At 70.7% G+C, this 17,903-nt stretch carries 16 protein-coding genes and 2 pseudogenes; 10 read left to right on the forward strand and 8 right to left on the reverse strand.

Annotated features, from left to right (window positions below; all coding sequences use genetic code 11):
- Nucleotides 1–445 precede the first annotated feature (445 nt).
- Nucleotides 446–1,792, reverse strand: coding sequence for an aldehyde dehydrogenase family protein (locus tag ACZ48Z_RS05190; RefSeq protein WP_468734393.1), 1,347 nt, complete (start codon nucleotides 1,790–1,792; stop codon nucleotides 446–448).
- Between the two features lie 168 nt (nucleotides 1,793–1,960).
- Between ACZ48Z_RS05190 and ACZ48Z_RS05195 the strand changes: the two genes are divergently transcribed.
- Together ACZ48Z_RS05195 and ACZ48Z_RS05200 are read left to right on the forward strand one after the other, a co-directional pair.
- Nucleotides 1,961–2,314 carry an ArsR/SmtB family transcription factor gene (locus tag ACZ48Z_RS05195; protein WP_060895109.1) on the forward strand — a complete coding sequence of 118 codons (354 nt, stop codon included), beginning with the start codon at nucleotides 1,961–1,963 and terminating at the stop codon, nucleotides 2,312–2,314.
- Between the two features lie 173 nt (nucleotides 2,315–2,487).
- Nucleotides 2,488–2,601, forward strand: a pseudogene (locus ACZ48Z_RS05200) (transcriptional regulator); the annotation flags it as partial.
- Between the two features lie 485 nt (nucleotides 2,602–3,086).
- Here the strand turns inward: ACZ48Z_RS05200 and ACZ48Z_RS05205 are convergent.
- The gene (locus ACZ48Z_RS05205; protein WP_468734394.1) at nucleotides 3,087–3,695 is read right to left on the reverse strand and encodes a TetR/AcrR family transcriptional regulator; all 609 of its coding nucleotides are present in this window, start codon (nucleotides 3,693–3,695) and stop codon (nucleotides 3,087–3,089) included.
- Between the two features lie 88 nt (nucleotides 3,696–3,783).
- Here ACZ48Z_RS05205 and ACZ48Z_RS05210 point away from each other — a divergent pair, with 88 nt between their 5' ends.
- Nucleotides 3,784–4,503 carry an SDR family NAD(P)-dependent oxidoreductase gene (locus ACZ48Z_RS05210; RefSeq protein WP_468734395.1) on the forward strand — a complete coding sequence of 240 codons (720 nt, stop codon included), beginning with the start codon at nucleotides 3,784–3,786 and terminating at the stop codon, nucleotides 4,501–4,503.
- 601 nt (nucleotides 4,504–5,104) lie between these two features.
- On the forward strand, nucleotides 5,105–5,554 hold the full coding sequence (locus ACZ48Z_RS05215) for a hypothetical protein (RefSeq protein WP_468734396.1): 450 nt from the start codon (nucleotides 5,105–5,107) through the stop codon (nucleotides 5,552–5,554).
- Nucleotides 5,555–5,901: 347 nt separating this feature from the next.
- On the opposite strand, the gene ACZ48Z_RS05220 is transcribed toward ACZ48Z_RS05215, so the two are convergent.
- Nucleotides 5,902–7,293, reverse strand: a complete 1,392-nt coding sequence (locus ACZ48Z_RS05220; protein ID WP_468734397.1) for an NAD(P)-binding domain-containing protein — start codon at nucleotides 7,291–7,293, stop codon at nucleotides 5,902–5,904.
- A 145-nt stretch (nucleotides 7,294–7,438) separates the two neighbouring features.
- Here ACZ48Z_RS05220 and ACZ48Z_RS05225 point away from each other — a divergent pair, with 145 nt between their 5' ends.
- Nucleotides 7,439–7,816 carry an ArsR/SmtB family transcription factor gene (locus ACZ48Z_RS05225; protein WP_468734398.1) on the forward strand — a complete coding sequence of 126 codons (378 nt, stop codon included), beginning with the start codon at nucleotides 7,439–7,441 and terminating at the stop codon, nucleotides 7,814–7,816.
- 67 nt (nucleotides 7,817–7,883) lie between these two features.
- Here the strand turns inward: ACZ48Z_RS05225 and ACZ48Z_RS05230 are convergent, their stop codons facing one another.
- Both ACZ48Z_RS05230 and ACZ48Z_RS05235 read right to left on the reverse strand, forming a co-directional pair.
- Nucleotides 7,884–8,639, reverse strand: coding sequence for an aquaporin (locus tag ACZ48Z_RS05230; protein ID WP_468734472.1), 756 nt, complete (start codon nucleotides 8,637–8,639; stop codon nucleotides 7,884–7,886).
- Between the two features lie 85 nt (nucleotides 8,640–8,724).
- Nucleotides 8,725–9,039 (reverse strand): ArsR/SmtB family transcription factor, encoded by a 315-nt coding sequence (locus tag ACZ48Z_RS05235; protein WP_468734399.1) that lies wholly within the window; start codon nucleotides 9,037–9,039, stop codon nucleotides 8,725–8,727.
- A 105-nt stretch (nucleotides 9,040–9,144) separates the two neighbouring features.
- Here ACZ48Z_RS05235 and ACZ48Z_RS05240 point away from each other — a divergent pair, with 105 nt between their 5' ends.
- Nucleotides 9,145–9,561 (forward strand): arsenate reductase ArsC, encoded by a 417-nt coding sequence (locus ACZ48Z_RS05240; RefSeq protein WP_468734400.1) that lies wholly within the window; start codon nucleotides 9,145–9,147, stop codon nucleotides 9,559–9,561.
- Between the two features lie 68 nt (nucleotides 9,562–9,629).
- Here ACZ48Z_RS05240 and ACZ48Z_RS05245 read toward each other — a convergent pair.
- Nucleotides 9,630–10,181, reverse strand: a pseudogene (locus tag ACZ48Z_RS05245) (RNA polymerase sigma factor); the annotation flags it as partial.
- A 157-nt stretch (nucleotides 10,182–10,338) separates the two neighbouring features.
- Between ACZ48Z_RS05245 and ACZ48Z_RS05250 the strand changes: the two are divergent.
- The 4 genes from ACZ48Z_RS05250 to ACZ48Z_RS05265 all read left to right on the forward strand — a co-directional run bounded on the left by ACZ48Z_RS05250 (nucleotide 10,339) and on the right by ACZ48Z_RS05265 (nucleotide 15,402).
- Nucleotides 10,339–11,682: an MFS transporter gene (locus tag ACZ48Z_RS05250; protein WP_468734401.1), complete on the forward strand. Its 1,344-nt coding sequence runs from the start codon at nucleotides 10,339–10,341 to the stop codon at nucleotides 11,680–11,682.
- Entirely contained in the window at nucleotides 11,679–13,049 is a 1,371-nt protein-coding gene (locus ACZ48Z_RS05255; protein ID WP_468734402.1) for an alpha/beta hydrolase family protein, read from the forward strand. The genes ACZ48Z_RS05250 and ACZ48Z_RS05255 overlap by 4 nt, the downstream gene beginning before the upstream one ends.
- Before the next feature lie 52 nt (nucleotides 13,050–13,101).
- On the forward strand, nucleotides 13,102–13,983 hold the full coding sequence (locus ACZ48Z_RS05260) for a PaaX family transcriptional regulator (protein WP_468734403.1): 882 nt from the start codon (nucleotides 13,102–13,104) through the stop codon (nucleotides 13,981–13,983).
- Between the two features lie 66 nt (nucleotides 13,984–14,049).
- A complete protein-coding gene (locus ACZ48Z_RS05265; RefSeq protein ID WP_468734404.1) occupies nucleotides 14,050–15,402 on the forward strand; it encodes a histidine-type phosphatase in 1,353 nt (450 codons plus the stop codon).
- A 249-nt stretch (nucleotides 15,403–15,651) separates the two neighbouring features.
- On the opposite strand, the gene ACZ48Z_RS05270 is transcribed toward ACZ48Z_RS05265, so the two are convergent.
- The gene (locus ACZ48Z_RS05270; RefSeq protein WP_468734405.1) at nucleotides 15,652–17,076 is read right to left on the reverse strand and encodes a sensor histidine kinase; all 1,425 of its coding nucleotides are present in this window, start codon (nucleotides 17,074–17,076) and stop codon (nucleotides 15,652–15,654) included.
- Nucleotides 17,077–17,802: a response regulator transcription factor gene (locus ACZ48Z_RS05275; RefSeq protein WP_468734406.1), complete on the reverse strand. Its 726-nt coding sequence runs from the start codon at nucleotides 17,800–17,802 to the stop codon at nucleotides 17,077–17,079.
- Between the last annotated feature and the right edge of the window lie 101 nt (nucleotides 17,803–17,903).

Here is a 17,903-nt window from a genome sequence, read left to right on the forward strand (position 1 = left end):
TCGGGCAGACGCGGGCCCGATGACGGTGACGCGGTTCGAGGACCGCGATCGGGGTGTGGGTGGTGTTGGCGGCGAACGCGGCGAACGCGGTGAGAGCCGCATGCCGTCGGCGTCGGTGTCGGCGTCGGCGTCGGCGTCGACGCCGGCCAAGCGCAACTTCCCGCCGGGGTACGGGCGTTCGCTCCTTGCGCACGATCCGCAGCCGGCCGGGTGACGAAGTCATGGGGGTGCCGCCGCCGGAGTCGGTACGGATCGGTGTCTGCAGGCCGCGCCGCGACCGACTCCCTCGACGCGCCCCGCGAAGCGGACCGATACACGGCTTCACCTGGAACGCGCTTCCGGCAGTGGCGGGAACAGCGATCTCAGCGATCCTCAATCTCACCGGCCTGAGGCACGTCCGCCGGCCGATCGCCGATCGGGCAGCCTGCTTCAGGAAACCGCGAGGCTAGCTGAGCGGGACGTCCGCGACGGCCTTGAGGTGGCTGAACGTCTCGAGGGTGTACCGGCCGTGGTAGCGGCCCATGCCGCTTTCGCCGACGCCGCCGAAGGGCAGGCCGGGCATGAGCAGTTGCATCGCCGGCTGGCCCCAGGCGACGCCGCCGGAGGACGTCTCGTTCACCAGGCGGGACTTGGTGCCCTCCGACTCGGTGAAGGCGTAGAGCGCTAGGGGCTTGTCGCGTTCGTTGATGAAGGCGATGGCGGCGTTGAGGTCTTCGACTTCGACGACCGCGAGGATCGGACCGAAGACCTCCTCCTGCATGATCGGCGATGCGGCGTCCACATCGGTGAGGACCGTCGGTGCGATGTACAGGTCGTCACGGTCGTGCTCGCCTCCCACCGCCACCCGGCCGGAGTCCAGCAGAGCGGTGAGCCGGTCGAAGTGCCGCTCGTTGATGATCCGGCCGAAGTCGGCCGAGGTCTGCGGGGTGGTGCCGAACTGGGCTTCGACAGCCGTACGCAGGGCGGGGACCAGTGCGGCGGCGGTGGCGGGATCGGCCAGAACATAGTCCGGGGCTATGCACTGCTGCCCCGCGTTGCCGAACTTGGCGCCGACCAGCCGCTTGGCCGTCTCGTCCACGTCGGCGTCGGGCGCCACGAAGACCGGTGACTTGCCTCCGAGTTCAAGCGTGACGGGGGTGAGGTTCTTGGCGGCTGCGGCCATGACGATCCGGCCGACGGTGCCGTTGCCGGTGTAGAAGATCTGGTCGAAACGCTGCGCCAGGAGGGCCGTGGTCTCCTCGGCGCCCCCTTCGACGACGGTGAGCACGTCGGCGTCGAAGTACTCTCGCAGGAGGCGTGACCCCACCGCCGAGGTGTGCACCGACATCTCGCTCGGCTTGGCCACCACGGTGTTCCCGGCGGCCAGCGCGCCGATGATGGGGTCGATGAGCAGGTGCAGCGGGAAGTTCCACGGAGCGATCACCAGGACGACGCCGAGCGGGTCGTACGTGGTGTAGGCGGTGGTCGTGGGACCGAAGTGGGCGGGGACCTTCACCGGGCGGGGCTGAAGCCAGTTCTCGAGGTTCGCCAGTGCCTCGTCGATGTCGGCGACGGTGAAGTCGATCTCCTGCGTCTTGGCTTCGGCGGCGTTCTTCCGCAGGTCAGCCCAGAGGGCCTCAATCAGCTCCTGCTCGTTCTCGACCAGCAGTGCCCGCAGCCGCTGCAGTTGGCTGACGCGCCAGTCCAGTCCGCGGGTGACGCCGGTGTTGAACGTCGCACGAAGGCGGCCGACCACCTCCGCTGCCGTTTCGGTCCGGTGCGTCCTCGGCTCGGTCGCCTGTGCTGTGGTCATGGGGTGTGCTCCGTTCTTGATGCAGGCCGCGCCGTCAAAGGCGTTCGTGGCATGCCGTATTACCGGTGATGGGCAACCCGGTGGATGACGGATGAAGGGTCAATCCGTGCCTTCACTGTAACCCATGTACGCGTCGACGCGAACATAGGGCAGGGGTACCCTTTCCTCATGGCCAGCCGCACCTCATCCCCCCTCGTCCACCCCGACACGGACGACCTCGACCTCTTCAAGATCATGAGCGCGCTGACCGACGAGACCCGGCTCACCATCGTCGTCACCCTCTCTGTCTCCCCTGGCCTGGCCTGCAGCGGCTTCACGCAGGACGTCACCGCGTCCGTACTCACCCGCCACTTCCGCGTCCTGCGCGAGGCCGGTCTCATCCGGCAGCACGATGTCGGCACCCGCCGTTTCAACACGCTGCGCAAGGAAGATCTGGACCAGCGGTTCCCCGGACTGCTCGACCTCGTCCTCAAGGAGAGCGTCGGCCGCGTGGAGCCTTACGTGAACGCCGAGTGCGCCTGACCCTCCGGGCGCCCCTCCGTGGCCGCGACGAACCGGACCGACCGCAGCCAGGTGCCCTGGTTGCGGTCGGCTTCGATCACGTCGAACAACACCTCGTGCGCCGAGCGGCCGTAACCGGTGCCCCAGCAAGGCGATACGCCACCGGCCCCGGCGTATCCGCTTACACGGAGGCGACGTACTACGCCGAACCCGGTTCCCCGTCGGCGGAGGCACTACGACTGCAGGCCGGCTGGGGCACCGACGCGGCAAGGGCGGGAGCCGGGACACGGCCGGCACGCACGGCTTGATGAACAGTTGATCATCGGTAGTTGGCTGCGCGCCACGCCCAGCGTCCCTTCGCACGCCAGACGCCTCAGGGGGCGGTGCCGGATTCAGGACGGCGCGGGCGTGCTGCGGTAGGCAGTCGAAGAAACGGTGCCGCCGCTGCGCAGGGCGTCGTTTCCGAGGGCCGGCCGGCGGATGGCCCCACGTACAGGTTCCGGCGGGCCGACTTCTCCCCGCACGTCTGGCGCGTCGACATCAGGTACCGCTCCAGGTGACGCACCGCAGCGCCTCCACCCGTCGCGGCGGTTCCGTGAGCCCGTTGACCGTGGACACCTCCCGGTCCCAGCTCGCGTCCTACAGACGAGGTCCACGCTCGCCGCGACGACGCCACCACTCGTACGCCGCCCGGTCGTCCATGGACGCGTCGCGCCAGTCACGCCGGCCTCGCGCGAACCACAGAAAGTCGAAGTACGTGCGCAGATCCCGGGCTGACTGGCTGACTGGCTGACTACGGCTTTGGCCAGCTACCCAACGCGAGGTTCGCGACTTGCAGCAGCTCAGGGCGGGAACTACCACTCGCGGCCTGGACGGCGATCCCATTGGCGACTGTTCTCAGGTAGAGCGCAAGAAGATGAGGATCCGTGGAAGGCGGAAGGTCACCGGCGTCCACCGCCTGTTGGAACCGGCGCGTCAAATGGGCAATCCCATCCTCACGCCATGCGATGAGTGCGTCTCGGACCGGACGGCTCTCATCCCCGGTAGCCAACGCACCCAGCACGCCAAGACAGCCCGTGGGGAGTCCCGGCGTGGTTGCCGCCTCGACCGTCCCGTGGAGCACGGCAGTAGCCACTGCTGCACTTGTGGTCCCTGCCAGAGCTCGGGCGAAGTAGGCGGTCAAGCCCTCGGTGTAGCGCTCCAGCGCCTTGTGGAAGAGGTCTTCTTTGCTGCCGAACGCCCTGTACAGGCTGGGGCGGCTGATACCCATCGCTTCGGTGAGGTCGTCAAGGCTGGCGCCCTCGAAACCCTTTGACCAGAACACCAGGACCGCGCGATCGAGTGCCTCGTCGATATCGAACGCGCGAGGCCTGCCGGGCCGGACCGGTGTCGTCGAGCTCATTTCTTCATCCTACCCCTTCGATACCGATCGGTACGGGTGTGCTACCGTCTTTCGTACCAATCAGTACGGTATACAGAGAGGCGGCACCATGTCGCAGACCGTGCTCATCACGGGCGGAACCTCAGGTATCGGCTTGAGCCTCGCGCAATCCTTCGTGGAGCTCGGGGCGTCCGTCGTCGTGTGCGGACGTTCGCAGGCTGCGCTTGACCGATTCGCGCAGGCACACCCGCAGGCGCTGGCCGTGCGGGCTGACGTGACGAACGCAGCCGACCGGGCGGCGCTGTTGCAAGCAGTCGCTGATCGCTTCGGGCGTTTGGACGTGCTGGTCAACAACGCCGGTACGTTCGAGGAACGAGACTATGCAGCCGGTAAGAACCCCAACGCGACTCTCGACGCCGAGGTGGCGTTGAACCTCACCGCCCCCATCCACTTGACGGGTGAAGCGCTCGCGCGATGGCCAGAGCCCGACGCGATCGTCTTCATCACCTCGGGGTTCGCCTTGGTCTCGCCCACTCGCGCGCCCACCCACGGCGCGGTGAAGGCCGGCCTGCACGGCTTCGCGGACGGCCTGCGCCGTCAACTCGCCCCGAAGGGCACCCATGTCCTCGAGGTCCTCCCACCGTCCACGGACACGCCCATGAACGCCGAAGCCACGGGGAAGAAACTGACTCCCGCACAGGTGGCGGCGGTCACGATGAAAGCTCTTCGGCGGGGGCGGAACATGGCATTCCCCGGTCAGACGAAAGTCATGCCCGCCATGCTGCGCATCGCGCCGGGCACACTGCGACGCGTCGTCGCCGAGCTCTGAACCGCTCCTCGGAGTGTTCAGCGACACGGTCGACCCCGACGCCGTCTTCTCCGTCGACAGCATGCAGCGCATCCTGTCGACGGCCCAGGCCGCGGCAGCCGACGCCGCATTGCGGGTCGCTATGTCCCCGGAAGGAGCACGGCTGCGCCGGCAGACACTCGACGCCGCGTCGGCACTTCGTGAAGCTCTGGCCGACCACGGACTGGCCTGCCTGGGCAGCCCGGGTCCGATCGTTCCCGCCGTCATCGGCGACGACCGCGTAGCACGCCTCACACACCGTAATCTGCGCCCGCGCGGAAGTGGCGGCCATGGTCGTCGAGTACCCCGTGGTGCCAAGCGGCTCCGCCGGACTGCGCCTACAGGTCATGCCGTCCCACACGCCCGAACAAGCCCGGCAGGCCGCCGCCGCGGTGTCCTAGGCCCGGGCTGCCATCGACAGCCTCGACGCCGCTTCGGGCCTCGCCCGCCCCGACTCGCGCTGGAGTGTCCCAGGATGAGCGGCCTGCCGGCGTTCGACGCCGTCGTTGCGGACCAGGTCGAATTCCCGACCCGCCACCTCCTGACCAACTGACCGGCCCGTTCCGGATCGAAAGGATTCTCCATGTCCACATTCCCCCTCCACCTGGTTCCTTCCCGCAGAGCGCTGACGACCGGGCGCTTCATCGTCGCGGCCACCCACTTGTTCACCCCGCGGCTGGCCGCGCGGTTTTTCCAGCTCACGGCCAGCGGTACCCCCGCGATTCCTTATGCGCGGATGTTCGCGATCCGCAATGCTGCTCTCGGGCTTGGACTGCAACGGATGGACGGTTTCACCTGGCCCCAGCAGCAGCAGTTCCTTGCGGTGAACATCGTCATGGACTCGGTCGATGCCGCCGCTTTCCTGGCCGCGGGCCTGCGGCGCGACGTCAGCCGTACCTCGGCCATGCTGTCCACCGCCGTGGCTCTTTCTGCGGTGGTAGCCGGTACCACGGCCCTCATCGAGCACAGGCAAGCGGCCGCCCAAGAAACGGAGCCGACAGCGACGGCGCCATCGACCAGCGACTGGAAGTGACCGCACCGTGGCACCGCAGCTGATCCACCGCACCGCCTCCATTGGCTGGAGGCCGCCGAGGACGGTTTGGCGGTCGCCGTCGAGTTCGGCATCGGGCGGATGAGGTTCTGGCGAAGACGTGGACGACGGTGCCCGGTGCCCGGTGCCGTCGACGGTGAGGGCGGCCGGGTTCCCCCGACGGGGCAGGCCGGGTCACCGGCCGCTCGCGCTGGTGGCGATCGCGGGGAGGACGGCGAGAGCGAGAATGCCGCCGGTGAGGGCGAGGACGGGGTAGCCGGAGGCGGAGACGACGAGGCCGGAGCTGGGACAACACGAGTAGCAGGCGGGGTCTCAGGACCCCGCCTTCGTCATGTGCCCGGTGCGGGTCGGGCGGGCGGGGCGCCGATGCCGATCCGGAGGGGGACCGGGGCGGCGCAGCAGCCGCCGTTCCCGCTGTCGTCCTGGACGGTGTCGGGGGTGTCGAACAGGCCTGCGCCGCCGCAGACTCCGGTCTCCGGGAGGGTCAACTCCACGCGCTGCGCGGCCTCCTGGTCGCCGGCGAGCGCGGCGGCGATGGAGCGGACCTGCTCGTAACCGGTCATCGCGAGGAACGTGGGCGCGCGGCCGTAGGACTTCATGCCGACCAGGTAGACGTCCTTCTCCGGGTGGGAGAGCTCGTTCACCCCGTGCGGGTAAACCGTGCCGCAGGAGTGCGCGTTCGGGTCGATCAGCGGGGCGAGGGCGGTCGCGGCCTGGAGGCGCTCGTCCAGGCCGAGGCGGAGCTCGGCCAGGAAGGACAGGTCGGGGCGGAAGCCGGTCAGGACGATGATCTCGTCGACCGGGTCCAGGCGGCGGCCGTCCTCCGCGACGAGCACGAGCCCGTCGCCGTCCGCGTCACGTTCCACAGCCTGTGTACGGAATCCGGTGACCGCGCTCGCGTGGCCCGCCTCGACGGCAGCCTTGGCACGCAGGCCCAGGGCGCCCCGGGCGGGGAGCTGGTCGGCCTCGCCACCGCCGTACGTCGAGCCGGTGATCCCGCGGCGCAGGACCCACACCGCGTGAGTGCCTTCGGCTTCCGCCTCGGAGAAGGCGGCCAGGTCGGCGAGAGATGCGAGGGCCGTGAAGGCGGACGCGCCGGAGCCCACGACCGCGGTGCGCCTACCCGTGTAACGGGCGCGTACGGACGGGTCCTTGAGATCCGGGACGCGGTAGGCGATGTGCTCGGCGGCGGCCCTCTCGCCGAGGGCGGGCAGGCCGTTCGCGCCCGCCGGGCCGGGGGTGGACCAGGTGCCGGAGGCGTCGACGACGGCGCGGGCGATGACCCGTTCCTCGCGGCCGTCCGCGGTGGCGATGTGCACGGTGAAGGGCTGCTCGTCGCGGCCGGCGTCGACGATCCGGTCGCGGCCCGCGCGGGCGACGCCGGTCACCGTGGAGCCGTAGCGGACCCGGTCGCCGAGGACGTCGGCCAGCGGCTGGAGGTACCGCTCGGCCCAGTCGCCCCCGGTCGGGTAGGCGGCCCCGTCGGGGCGTGCCCAGCCGGTGGGGGTCAGGAGCTTCTCGGCGGCGGGGTCGGTGAGCTCGGACCAGGGGGAGAACAGCCGGACGTGCGCCCAGGCGCGTACGGCGGTCGCGGCCGACGGTCCGGCTTCGAGGACCAGCGGTTCCAGGTCGCGCTCGATGAGGTGGGCGGCCGCGGCGAGGCCGATCGGGCCTGCTCCGATGACCACGACGGGCAGTTGGTCGGTGGTGGGCGCGCTCACTGGGTTCCCCTTTGTTTCGACGTCCGTCGATATCCTGCGTGGGCCAGGATGACATCTGATTCGGCAAGCGTCAATATAGGCATTCATCGAATCAATGACCTGAGCCTCCCTTCCCTGCTGATTCGATGCATGTCAACATAGATGCATGTCGAACACCCAGCTGCTGCCCCTGTTGGAACCCGCCCCCGGCGAGGCCGTGGCGCCGTGCTGCCCGCCACTCACCGAGCGCCCGTTCACCGCGGAGGAGGCCGAGACGGCCGCGCGAATGTTCAAGGCGCTGGGCGATCCGGTACGGCTGCGGCTGTTCTCGGCGGTCGCCTCGCACGAGGGCGGCGAGGCGTGCGTGTGCGACATCTCCGACGTCGGCGTCTCCCAGCCGACCGTCTCGCATCACCTGAAGAAACTGAAGGACGCCGGTCTGCTGACCTCGCAGCGGCGCGGGACCTGGGTGTACTACCGGGTCGAGCCGTCCGTCCTCGCGGGCATGGGGCAACTGCTGACCACGGCGCCGGCCACCGCCTGAGAGACGAGACACCGGGCAGGTGCCGGTGCAGGCCGGTGCCGGGACCGGGCCGGTGCCTGTGTCGGTCTCAGCCCGCGGGCTTCCGGACCGACGGGAAGATGAGGCCCACCAGCGCCAACCCGGCCACCGTACCGACCAGTTGCATGCCGACGAACGCCGCGACCGAGCCGGGCGCGATGCCCGCGAACGTGTCGGTGAAGGCGCGGCCGACCGTCACCGCCGGGTTGGCGAAGGACGTGGACGACGTGAACCAGTAAGCGGCGCCGATGTACGAGGCGACCGCGACGGGGGCGAACCGCAGACGGTCGGTGCGGGCCAGGCCGAAGATCAGCAGGATCAGCCCGGCCGTGGCGACGACCTCACCGAGGAGCAGGTGTCCGGCGGAGCGGTCGTGGGTCGACCACTTCACCAACGGTTCACCGAACATCGCGTCCGCCAGGATCGCGCCCGCGATCGCACCGACGGTCTGCGCGGGGACGTAGAGCAGCACCTCGCGTGCCGTGACACCCGCTCCCCCGCGACCGGCGGTCCACCACTCGGCCAGGGTGACGGCCGGGTTGAAGTGCGCACCGGAGACCGGACCGAGCAGCAGGATGAGGACGCCGAGGCCGAAGACGGTCGCGGTGGAGTTGGCGAGCAGTTGCAGGCCGATGTCCTTCGTCAGGCCGGTGGCCTGGATGCCGGAGCCGACCACGACGGCCACCAGGGCGGCGGTGCCGACCAGTTCGGCCGCGGCCCTGGCGATCAGCGGGGCCGCCTGGGGCGGGGTGGCACCCGGCGCGGGCTGCGGCTCGACACCAGGAGGGGCGGGGGTGGTGGGCACCCCGCCTCGGGCTTGCTCGGCGGCTTCGTTCGCCTCGGTGGCGGCCAACAGGACTCCTCGGTGCGGGTCGCCGCAGGGGCGGCGATCAGGGGCAGGACCGCTTGACGTTGTCCTCGGCGGTGGCGCGCGCGGTCCGCGCGAGGGCGGCGAACCCGTCCGCGAGCGAGGCGATGCCGTCGGGCCTGAGGCGGTAGTACGTGAACCGGCCGCACGGCTCCGTCTCCACGATCCCGGCCTCGCGCAGCACCTTCAGATGGTTGGAGAGGTTGGTCTGCCTGGCCCCCGTCTCCTCGATCAGGTGCGTGGTGCACAGCGTCTCCTCGGCGAGGAGGGTGACGATCCGGAGGCGGAGCGGGTCGGCCAGAACCCGCAACAGATCAGTGTCGACTGACGTCAGCATGGGCTGATACTTTCACATCAGCGGCGACTGACACCATCAGGCGCTGATACGTCATCCCTGTCACGGGACAAGCGCGGGACAAGCGCGGGACGAGAGAGGTCTCTGGTGTCCGACAAGCCCTCCGTACTGTTCGTCTGCGTCCACAACGCGGGCCGTTCCCAGATGGCCGCCGGGTGGCTGGCCCACCTGGCCGGAGACCGTGTCGAGGTCCGCTCCGCCGGCTCCGCCCCGGGCGACCGGCTCAACCCTGCCGCCGTCCGGGCCATGCGCGAGGTCGGCATCGACATCTCCGGCGAGGTCCCGAAGACGCTCACCGTGGACGCGGTGCGGGAGTCGGACGTCTGCATCACCATGGGCTGCGGCGACACCTGCCCCGTCTTCCCCGGCAAGCGCTACCTGGACTGGCGGCTCGACGACCCGGCGGGCCAGGGCGTCGAGGCCGTCCGGCCGATCCGGGACGAGATCAGGACGCTCGTCGAGAGGCTGCTCGCGGAGATCGCCCCGGAGAAGCCGAGGGACTGATCGAAGAGATCACCCCGGAAAGGTAGAGCCCGGCCCGACCGGGACGGTGGAGCGGGCTGCACCACCGGTCGGGGAGCGCGCTCCCTCGTGGCCGAAGCGCCGCCCCGGGATCGTTGGCCACACCGGGTCGACCATGAGCGAACGGTTCCGACGGGGATGCCGAGGGCGCGGGCGGCGTCGGCGTACTCCAGGCCCTCCCACAGGCACAGCACGAGCACCTCGCGTTCGGGGCGTTTCAGCGAGCCGAGCGCGGTCAGCGTGGCGGCGATCCGGCGCCGGTCGTCCACCCGCCCGGATACCTCCTCCGCGTGGTCGGCGACCTCCGCGACGCCCGCCTCGGCCGCGGCGCTCGCCGCCGCCGCCCGATAACGCCGGTTGCCGCGGCCGTGGAAGCGGGAGACGTTCGTGGCGATGCCGAGGAGCCAGGGCCGCAGCGAACCCCCGTCGGCCTCGATCGACGTCCGTCGCCGCCAGGCCTCCATGAACGTCGCCGACATGACGTCCTCGGCCACGGACCAGTCGGCGGTCAGCCGGAAGGCGTGGTTGTACACCGAGCGGGCGCACGCGTCGTAGAGCTCCGCGAAGGCGTCCGGATCCCCGGCCCGTATCCGGGTTCGCATATCTGTGGTCACGTTCACAACTGCCCGACGGGATCACCGAGTTCCGGTGACCCCTGCCACAGCCCTGTCAATCCTGTCAATGTTGTGCACTTTCTTGACGGCAGTCACCAGAGAGCCTAATTTCACGGTGTCCTTCCCCCGCTCAAGGGAGAGCGCGATGCCCTCGTCCCCCACCGCATCAGAACGCACCCGCCAACTACGCCGAGTAGCCCTCTCCGGCCTGCTCGGCACCGCCGTGGAGTTCTACGACTTCCTCGTCTACGGCACCGTCGCCGCGCTCGTCTTCGGCGAACTGTTCTTCCCCGGCGCCGACCCCGCCGTCGGCACGATCGCCGCCTTCGGCACCTTCGCCGCCGGTTACGTGGCCCGCCCCATCGGCGGCATCGTCTTCGGACACTTCGGCGACCGCCTCGGCCGCAAGAACATGCTGCTGCTCACCATGGGCCTGATGGGCGGCGCCAGCTTCCTCATCGGCCTGCTGCCCACCTACGACACCATCGGCGTCTGGGCGCCGGTCCTGCTGATCACCCTGCGGGTGGTGCAGGGCATCGCCATCGGCGGTGAGTGGGGTGGTGCCACGCTCATGGTCGTCGAGCACGCAGGTGAGAAACGCCGCGGCCTCTGGTCCAGCTTCACGCAGATGGGCGCCCCGCTCGGCTCCCTGATCTCCGCCACCGTCGTCGCCCTGGTCTCCACCCTCCCCAAGGACCAGTTCGCCGCATGGGGCTGGCGCGTGCCGTTCCTGCTGAGCGTGCTGCTGCTCGGCGTCGGCCTGTTCGTCCGCCTCCAGGTGGTCGAGAGCCCGCTGTTCGCCGAGGTGAAGAAGGACCGCGCCGAGTCGAGGCTCCCCGTCCTCGACGTCCTGCGCCGCCCGAAGCCCGTGGTGCTCGCCTGCTGCGTCGGTATCGGCGCCTTCACCGCGCAGTCCCTGCTGACCAGTTACCTGATCTCGTACGCCACCGGCATCGGCTATCCCCGCCCGCAGGTGCTCACCGCGCTCACCGTCTCCGCCGCCGTCGCCCTGGTGGTGCTGCCCTGCGCCTCCGCGCTCTCCGACCGGATCGGCCGCCGCCCGGTCGTCCTCACCGGCGCGATCCTGTCCGCCGCCACCGCGTTCCCCGTCCTCGCGCTGATCGACTCCAAGTCCCCCGGAGCCCTGATCCTTGCCGTCGTCATCGGCCACGGCATCGCCCAGTCGATGATGTACGGCCCGCTCGGCGCCCTGTTCAGCGAGATGTTCGGCACCAAGGTCCGCTACACCGGCGCCTCCCTCGGCTACCAGGGCGCCACCCTCGTCGGCGCCGGGTTCTCCCCGATGATCGCCGGCAGCCTCGTCGCGAGCAGCGGCAACGGCACGCCCGTCGCCCTCCTGCTGTGCGGCGGCTCGCTGATCACCGCGCTGACGGTGTGGTTCGTCCGCGAGACCAGCCGTACCTCGCTCGGCGAGGACCCCGCCTCCCCACTCCCCACCACCCCCCACACCGAGGAGATCAGCGCATGAGGCACGGCACCCGCATCGCCTGCACGGCGGCCTTCCTGCTCACCCTCACCGCCGCACCCGCCGCCGCGGCGGCCGACGCCGACACCACCCACGTGGACGGCCAACTCCCCTCCGGCGCCACGTACATGATGGACGTCCCCGCCAACTGGAACGGCACCGTCCTGCTGTTCAGCCACGGCTACAACGCGGGCCCCGCCAACCCCGCCCAGGACGCTCCGGACGCGGCCACCAAGCCCCTTCTCCTCCAGCAGGGTTACGCCCTCATCGGCTCCTCGTACGCGTCCACCGGCTGGGCGGTCACCGACGCGGTGCCCGACCAGATGGCCACCCTGAGGGCCTTCACCACCCGCTTCGGCCAGGCCTCCCGCACCCTCGCCTGGGGACGGTCGTACGGCGGCCTGGTCACCACGGCGATAGCCGAACGCCACCCGGACGCGATCGACGGCTCGCTGTCCATGTGCGGCCTGGTCCACGGCGGCGTCGCCAACTGGAACAACACCCTCGACCCGGTGTTCGCCCTCAAGACGCTCCTCGGCTCCGACGTCCCGCTGGTGAACCTCCCGACCCAGCAGGCAGCCACCGACGCGGCGAACACCCTGACCGCCACGGTCGACTCCGCCCAGTCGTCGGCCGAGGGCCGGGCCCGTATCGCCCTCGCCGCCGCCCTGCACAACATCCCGGTCTGGAACGCCCCGACCCAGACCCGCCCCGCCGCCACCGACTGGGACGCACAGCAGGCCAACCAGTACGACGCCGTCAAGGGCCTGCTGAAGATCGCCGCCTTCAACCGGCGTCAGGAGGCCGAGGTCCGCGCGGGCGGCAACATGTCCTGGAACACCGGCATCGACTACGCACGGCTGCTCGGGAAGTCCTCGGTCCGCAAGGAGGTCACCGAGCTGTACAAGAAGGCCGGCCTCTCCCTCGGCAAGGACCTCGCCGCGCTGAACAAGGCCCCACGCATCAGCGCCGACCCGGCCGCAGTCGCCTGGATGAGCAGCACCAGCAGCTTCACCGGCAAGCTGGTCAAGCCCCAGCTCTCCATCCACACCATCGGCGACCCCCTGGTCCCCGTCCAGACGGAGAGCGCCCTGAAGCGGGCGGTCACCGCCGCCGGCTCCGCCTCCCTGCTCCGCCAGGCCTACGTCGACAACGCCGGTCACTGCACCTTCAGCACCGCCGAACAACTCGCCGCCCTCCACACCCTGGAGGACCGCGTGAACACCGGCCACTGGCAGGGCACCGACCCGGCGTCCCTCAACGCCCGCGCCACCGAGGCCGATCCCACCACCCCCACCCGCTACGTCACGTACCGCCCCACCCCCTACCTGCGCCCGTACGACCTTGCCCACCCCGCCGACCGCCGATGACCTCGGACGACCGCCCGCCGCACGACCGGCGGGCGGTCGTACCCTTGCCCCCGTGGACGACGACATCCTGGACACCGTGGACGGGCCGCAGCCGCGCCCGCAGTCGCTCATGCTCGCCTTCTTCGGCAACCACGTCCTCGAAGAGGGCGAGCTGGGTGTCTACTCGGGCAGCATCATCGACGTACTGGGCCGCGTCGGCGTCGGCGAACAGGCCGTGCGTTCCACGCTGACCCGGATGGTCAACCGGGGTCTGCTGCAACGTCAGCGCGAGGGCCGCAAGATGTTCTTCGGCCTGACCCCGCAGGCCACCCGCGTCCTCATCGACGGCCGTACCCGCATCTGGCAGCAGGGCGCCGTCAACGACGACTGGGACGGTTCCTGGACCCTGCTCGGCTTCTCCCTGCCCGACTCCTGGAAGCGCCAGCGCCACGACCTGCGCTCACGGCTGGCCTGGTCGGGATTCGGCGCGCTGTACAGCGGACTGTGGATCGCCCCGGGACATGTGGACGTCTCCGCGGTCGTGGCCGAACTGGGCCTCACCGCCCACGTGAAGATCTTCCACGCGCAGGCCGCCGAGGTGACCGACATCGCGCAGATGATCCGCGACACCTGGGACCTGGAGTCCATCGCCGCCCGCTACGTCACCTTCGACCAGCGCTGGAGCGCCCACCTGGGCAACGGCCCCGACACCGACCCGATCGGCACCCGGCTGCGCCTGGTCAGCGAGTGGCTGTGGACCATCCGCACGGACCCGCGCCTCCCCGCCCGCCATCTGCCTCCTGCCTGGCCGGCCCGCACCGCGCAGGAGACCTTCCACCGGGTCGCGGAACAGACCCACCCGGCCCTGACGGCGGCACGCACGGCACTGGAGACGAGACCCCTGCACCGGCAGCCCGCCCCGGACCCGGCTCCCACAGCCACCGCACGCCCGTAGGGGATGAACACCCCGGTGCCGCCCCGCGGTCATCCGGCGTTCACGTCGCCCGCGAACGATGCGCGCATGAGACGTGTCACCCCCGCCCTGGCCACCGCAGGGCTCGCCGCCCTCCTCGCGGTCGCCGCGTTCCCCGCGCAGGCCGTGTCCGAGCACCGGAGCGACAGCGACAGCTACGGGACGAAGGCTCCCTACGAGCCCCGGCAGAACCCCCGTACCTACCAGAAGGCGCCCGCCGGTTTCGTCCCCGTGTTCACGGAGAACGTCTCCCGGCACGGCTCCCGCGCCGCGACCGACAGCGAGGACGGCGACCTGGTGCTCGCCCTGCTGGAGAAGGCGCGGGCGGCGAACGGACTCACCGCGAAGGGCCGGGAGTTCGGCCCGAAGGTACAGGCGCTCCAGAGCGCCATGAGCGGTGTCGGCTACGGCGACCTCAGCGGCCGCGGCAAGCAGGAACTCCGGGACACGGCCACCCGCCTGGCACAGCGGCTGCCCGCTCTCTTCGCCACGATCGCGAAGAAGGGCGAGAGGATCGACGTCGTCAGCTCGGGCCAGGGCCGAGCCGTGGACAGCGCGAACATCTACGCCGGGACCCTCGCGGAGAAGGACCCGCAGCTCAAGCCGCTCATCAGCGCCACCCGCACGGACGTCGACCTGCTGTACTTCCACAAGGCGGCCGGCGGCAAGGCGTACCGGGACTACATCGCGAACGACCAGCGCCTCGCGGACACCCTCCACAGCATCACCGACCAGCCGAGGACCCACAGCGCGGCCCGCAGCGTACTGAGGAAGCTCCTGCGTACGTCCTTCGTCGACACGCTCTCCGCCGACGACCAGGTGGCCGCGGCCCAGGCCGTCTACAACCTGTACGCGATCGCTCCCGCCATGCGCGAGGAGAGCCCCGGCGGCCGGGGCTGGGGCCTGGAGAAGTTCCTCTCGAAGCGGGACGCCGACTGGTTCGGCTACCTCGGCGACGCCGAGGACTTCTACGAGAAGGGCCCCGGCTTCGCCGACAGCGACATCACGTACAAGATGGCGGGCGTCCTGCTCGACGACCTGTTCAAGCAGGTGGAGGCCAAGCGATCCGGCACCGGCGACCTGGGCGCCGAACTCCGCTTCACACACGCCGAGGAGATCATCCCGCTGGCCGCGCTGATGGGCCTGCCGGGCAGCACCCGGGGCGTCACGGCCGCGAAGCCGTACACGTACGCCACCAACGCCTGGCGCGGTGCCGCCGTGGCCCCGCTCGGCGCGAACATCCAGTGGGACCTGTACCGCAGGGGCAACGTCTACCTGGTCCGCATGCTCTACAACGAGAAGGAGACGGCCTTCAAGCGGGCCTGCAGGCCTGTCTCGAAGGGCAGCAAGTTCTACGACCTGAACGAACTGGAGCGCTGCTTCGGCAGAACGGCGAACTGACCGGCCCGCCTCCGCCGTCGAGATCCGCTGCGGTACGGCAGCACCCTGGGCCCGTGGCCATTTCGCACTCCAGGGGCATGGGGTTGCCGTACCCGCGGATGCCGTACCGGCGACGGCGGGTGCAAGGGCCGTGGACGGTGGACGGCGGACGGCCGGGCGGTGAGACGACGGGGGCCAGGTCGGCGGACGGCAGGGCCGCAGGCGGCCGGTGGCCGGTGGCCGGGCCACGCCGGATGTCCGGCCCGGGGTTCAACGGCCGGGGGCGTCCCCGCCGACCGTGAACCCGATGACCGTGCCGCCCCCGTCGCGGGGGAACGCGAACGGCGCTCCTCCGTGGGACAGCGCCACCTCCCGCACGATCGACAGCCCGAGCCCCGACCCCGGCAACGACCGGGCGTCCGCCGCCCGGTAGAACCGGTCGAAGACCCGCACCAGGTCGGCATCGGTGATCCCCGGCCCCCGGTCCAGCACCTCCACCCGCACCGGCCCGGCCGCGGTGATCCCGGAGACGGAGATCTCGATCGGCTCGGTGCCGTCCCTGTCGAACTTGGCCGCGTTCTCCACGAGGTTCGAGATCGCCCGCTGCAGCATGCCCGGCCGCCCGTCGGTGGTCGTGAAATCGCCCGCGTGCACGACGACCTCCCGGCCCGTGCGCCGCCGGGCGAGTCCGGCCACCTCCTCGGCGACGTCGGCGAGGTCCACCCGCTGGGGCGGCTCGTTGTCCGCCTGCCCCGCCGCGAGGTCGACCAGCTCGTTGACCAGATCGGTCAGCTCCCGGGCCTCCTGCGTGAGGTCGGCGACCAGTTCGTCACGGGTGGCGGGCGGCAGCTCGTCGATGCGGCGCAGCAGCGAGATGTTGGTGCGCAACGACGTCAACGGCGTCCGCAGCTCGTGTCCCGCGTCCTGCACGAGCCGCCGCTGGTCCTCCTCGGACTGCGCGAGCCGCCCCAGCATCCGGTCGAAGGCCCGCCCGAGCCGCCCCACCTCGTCGTAGCCGGTGACCGGCACCTCGATGCCGAGCCTCCGGGTCCGCGCGACATCCTCCGCGGCGGACGTGAGGATCACCAGCCGCCGGGTGATCCGCCGGGCCAGCCACCATCCGAACAGCCCGGCCCCCACCACCACCGCGACCATGAGCAGAAACGTCCGCTGCTGCAGCGCCCGCAGCAGGTCCTCGGTGTCACTGAACTCCTGGGCGACCTGCACGGCACCCCGCCCACCGCCGAGCGAGACGGTGGCGATCCGGTAGACGTCGCTGCCGACCGAGACCTCTTTGTGCAGCACCATCCGCCCCGCCGTTTCGGCGACCGCGATCCGCCGGTCACCGGAGATCACCGGCAGCGCGGGACGCCCCGGGTCGGCGACGGCCCCGGAGGGCCCCAGCACCTGCACGTCCGTCCGGGCGGGCCGTACGAGGTCGTGGCCCGGCGCCGAGGACGAGAAGTCCTCCGGCGTCATCCGGTGCTGGCTCACCTCGTCCCGCAGATCCTGCACGACCTGGTCGAACACGGACTCCTGGTCCACCCGCACCAGCCGGGCGGCGGCGTTGTAGGACAGCACACCGACCAGGACGGTCACCGCGGCCGTCACCACGGCGAAGGACACGGCGAACGTGGTCCGCAGGGACAGCAGCCGGGGCCGGGGCCGGGCCCACAGCCGGGCCAGCCGCCCCACTCAGTCCTCCCGGAGCACGTAACCCACGCCACGCACCGTGTGGATCAGCTGCGGCATGCCGGGGTCGTCGAGCTTGCGGCGCAGGTAGCCGACGTACACGGCGAGGTTCTTGGAGCCGGGCCCGAAGTCGTAGCCCCAGATCCGGTCGTAGATGGTCGAGTGGTCCAGCACGATGCCCGCGTTGCGCACGAGCAGCTCCAGCAGCTCGAACTCGGTACGGGTGAGCTCCAGCTCGCGCGTCCCGCGCCAGGCGCGCCTGGCCTGGATGTCCATGCGCAGGCCTGCCGCCTCGATCCGTCCCTGGGGCAGATCGGGCACGGCTGTCCTCGGCGCGACGCCCGCCGGGGCCATGCCCTCCGGGCTGGTGCGCCGCAGCAGGGCGCGCAGCCGGGCGAAGACCTCCTCGACGTCGAACGGCTTGACCACGTAGTCGTCGGCGCCCGCGTCCAGACCGGCGATCCGGTCGTGGGTCTCCACGAGCGCCGTCAACATCAGGATCGGCGTCCGGTCGCCCTCGGCACGCAGCACCCGGCAGACCTGGAGTCCGTCGATGCCGGGCATCATCACGTCGAGGACGAGCACGTCCGGGGGCGTCTTGTGGGCCTGCGCCAGTGCCTCGACGCCGTCGGCGACCGCGGTGACCTGGTAGCCCTCCAGGGTCAGGGCGCGTTCCAGGGCATGGCGGATGGCGCGGTCGTCTTCGGCGAGCAGCACATTTGGGGGCACGGACCCAGTCTGCCAAGGCCTGTGGCGGTTGGCCGAGGTGAGCAGTCCCGCAGCCACCCTTCTTACTGGCCTCTCACCGTGACGGCCCAGTACCGGGGGGT

The organism is Streptomyces sp. NPDC031225 (assembly GCF_055570355.1).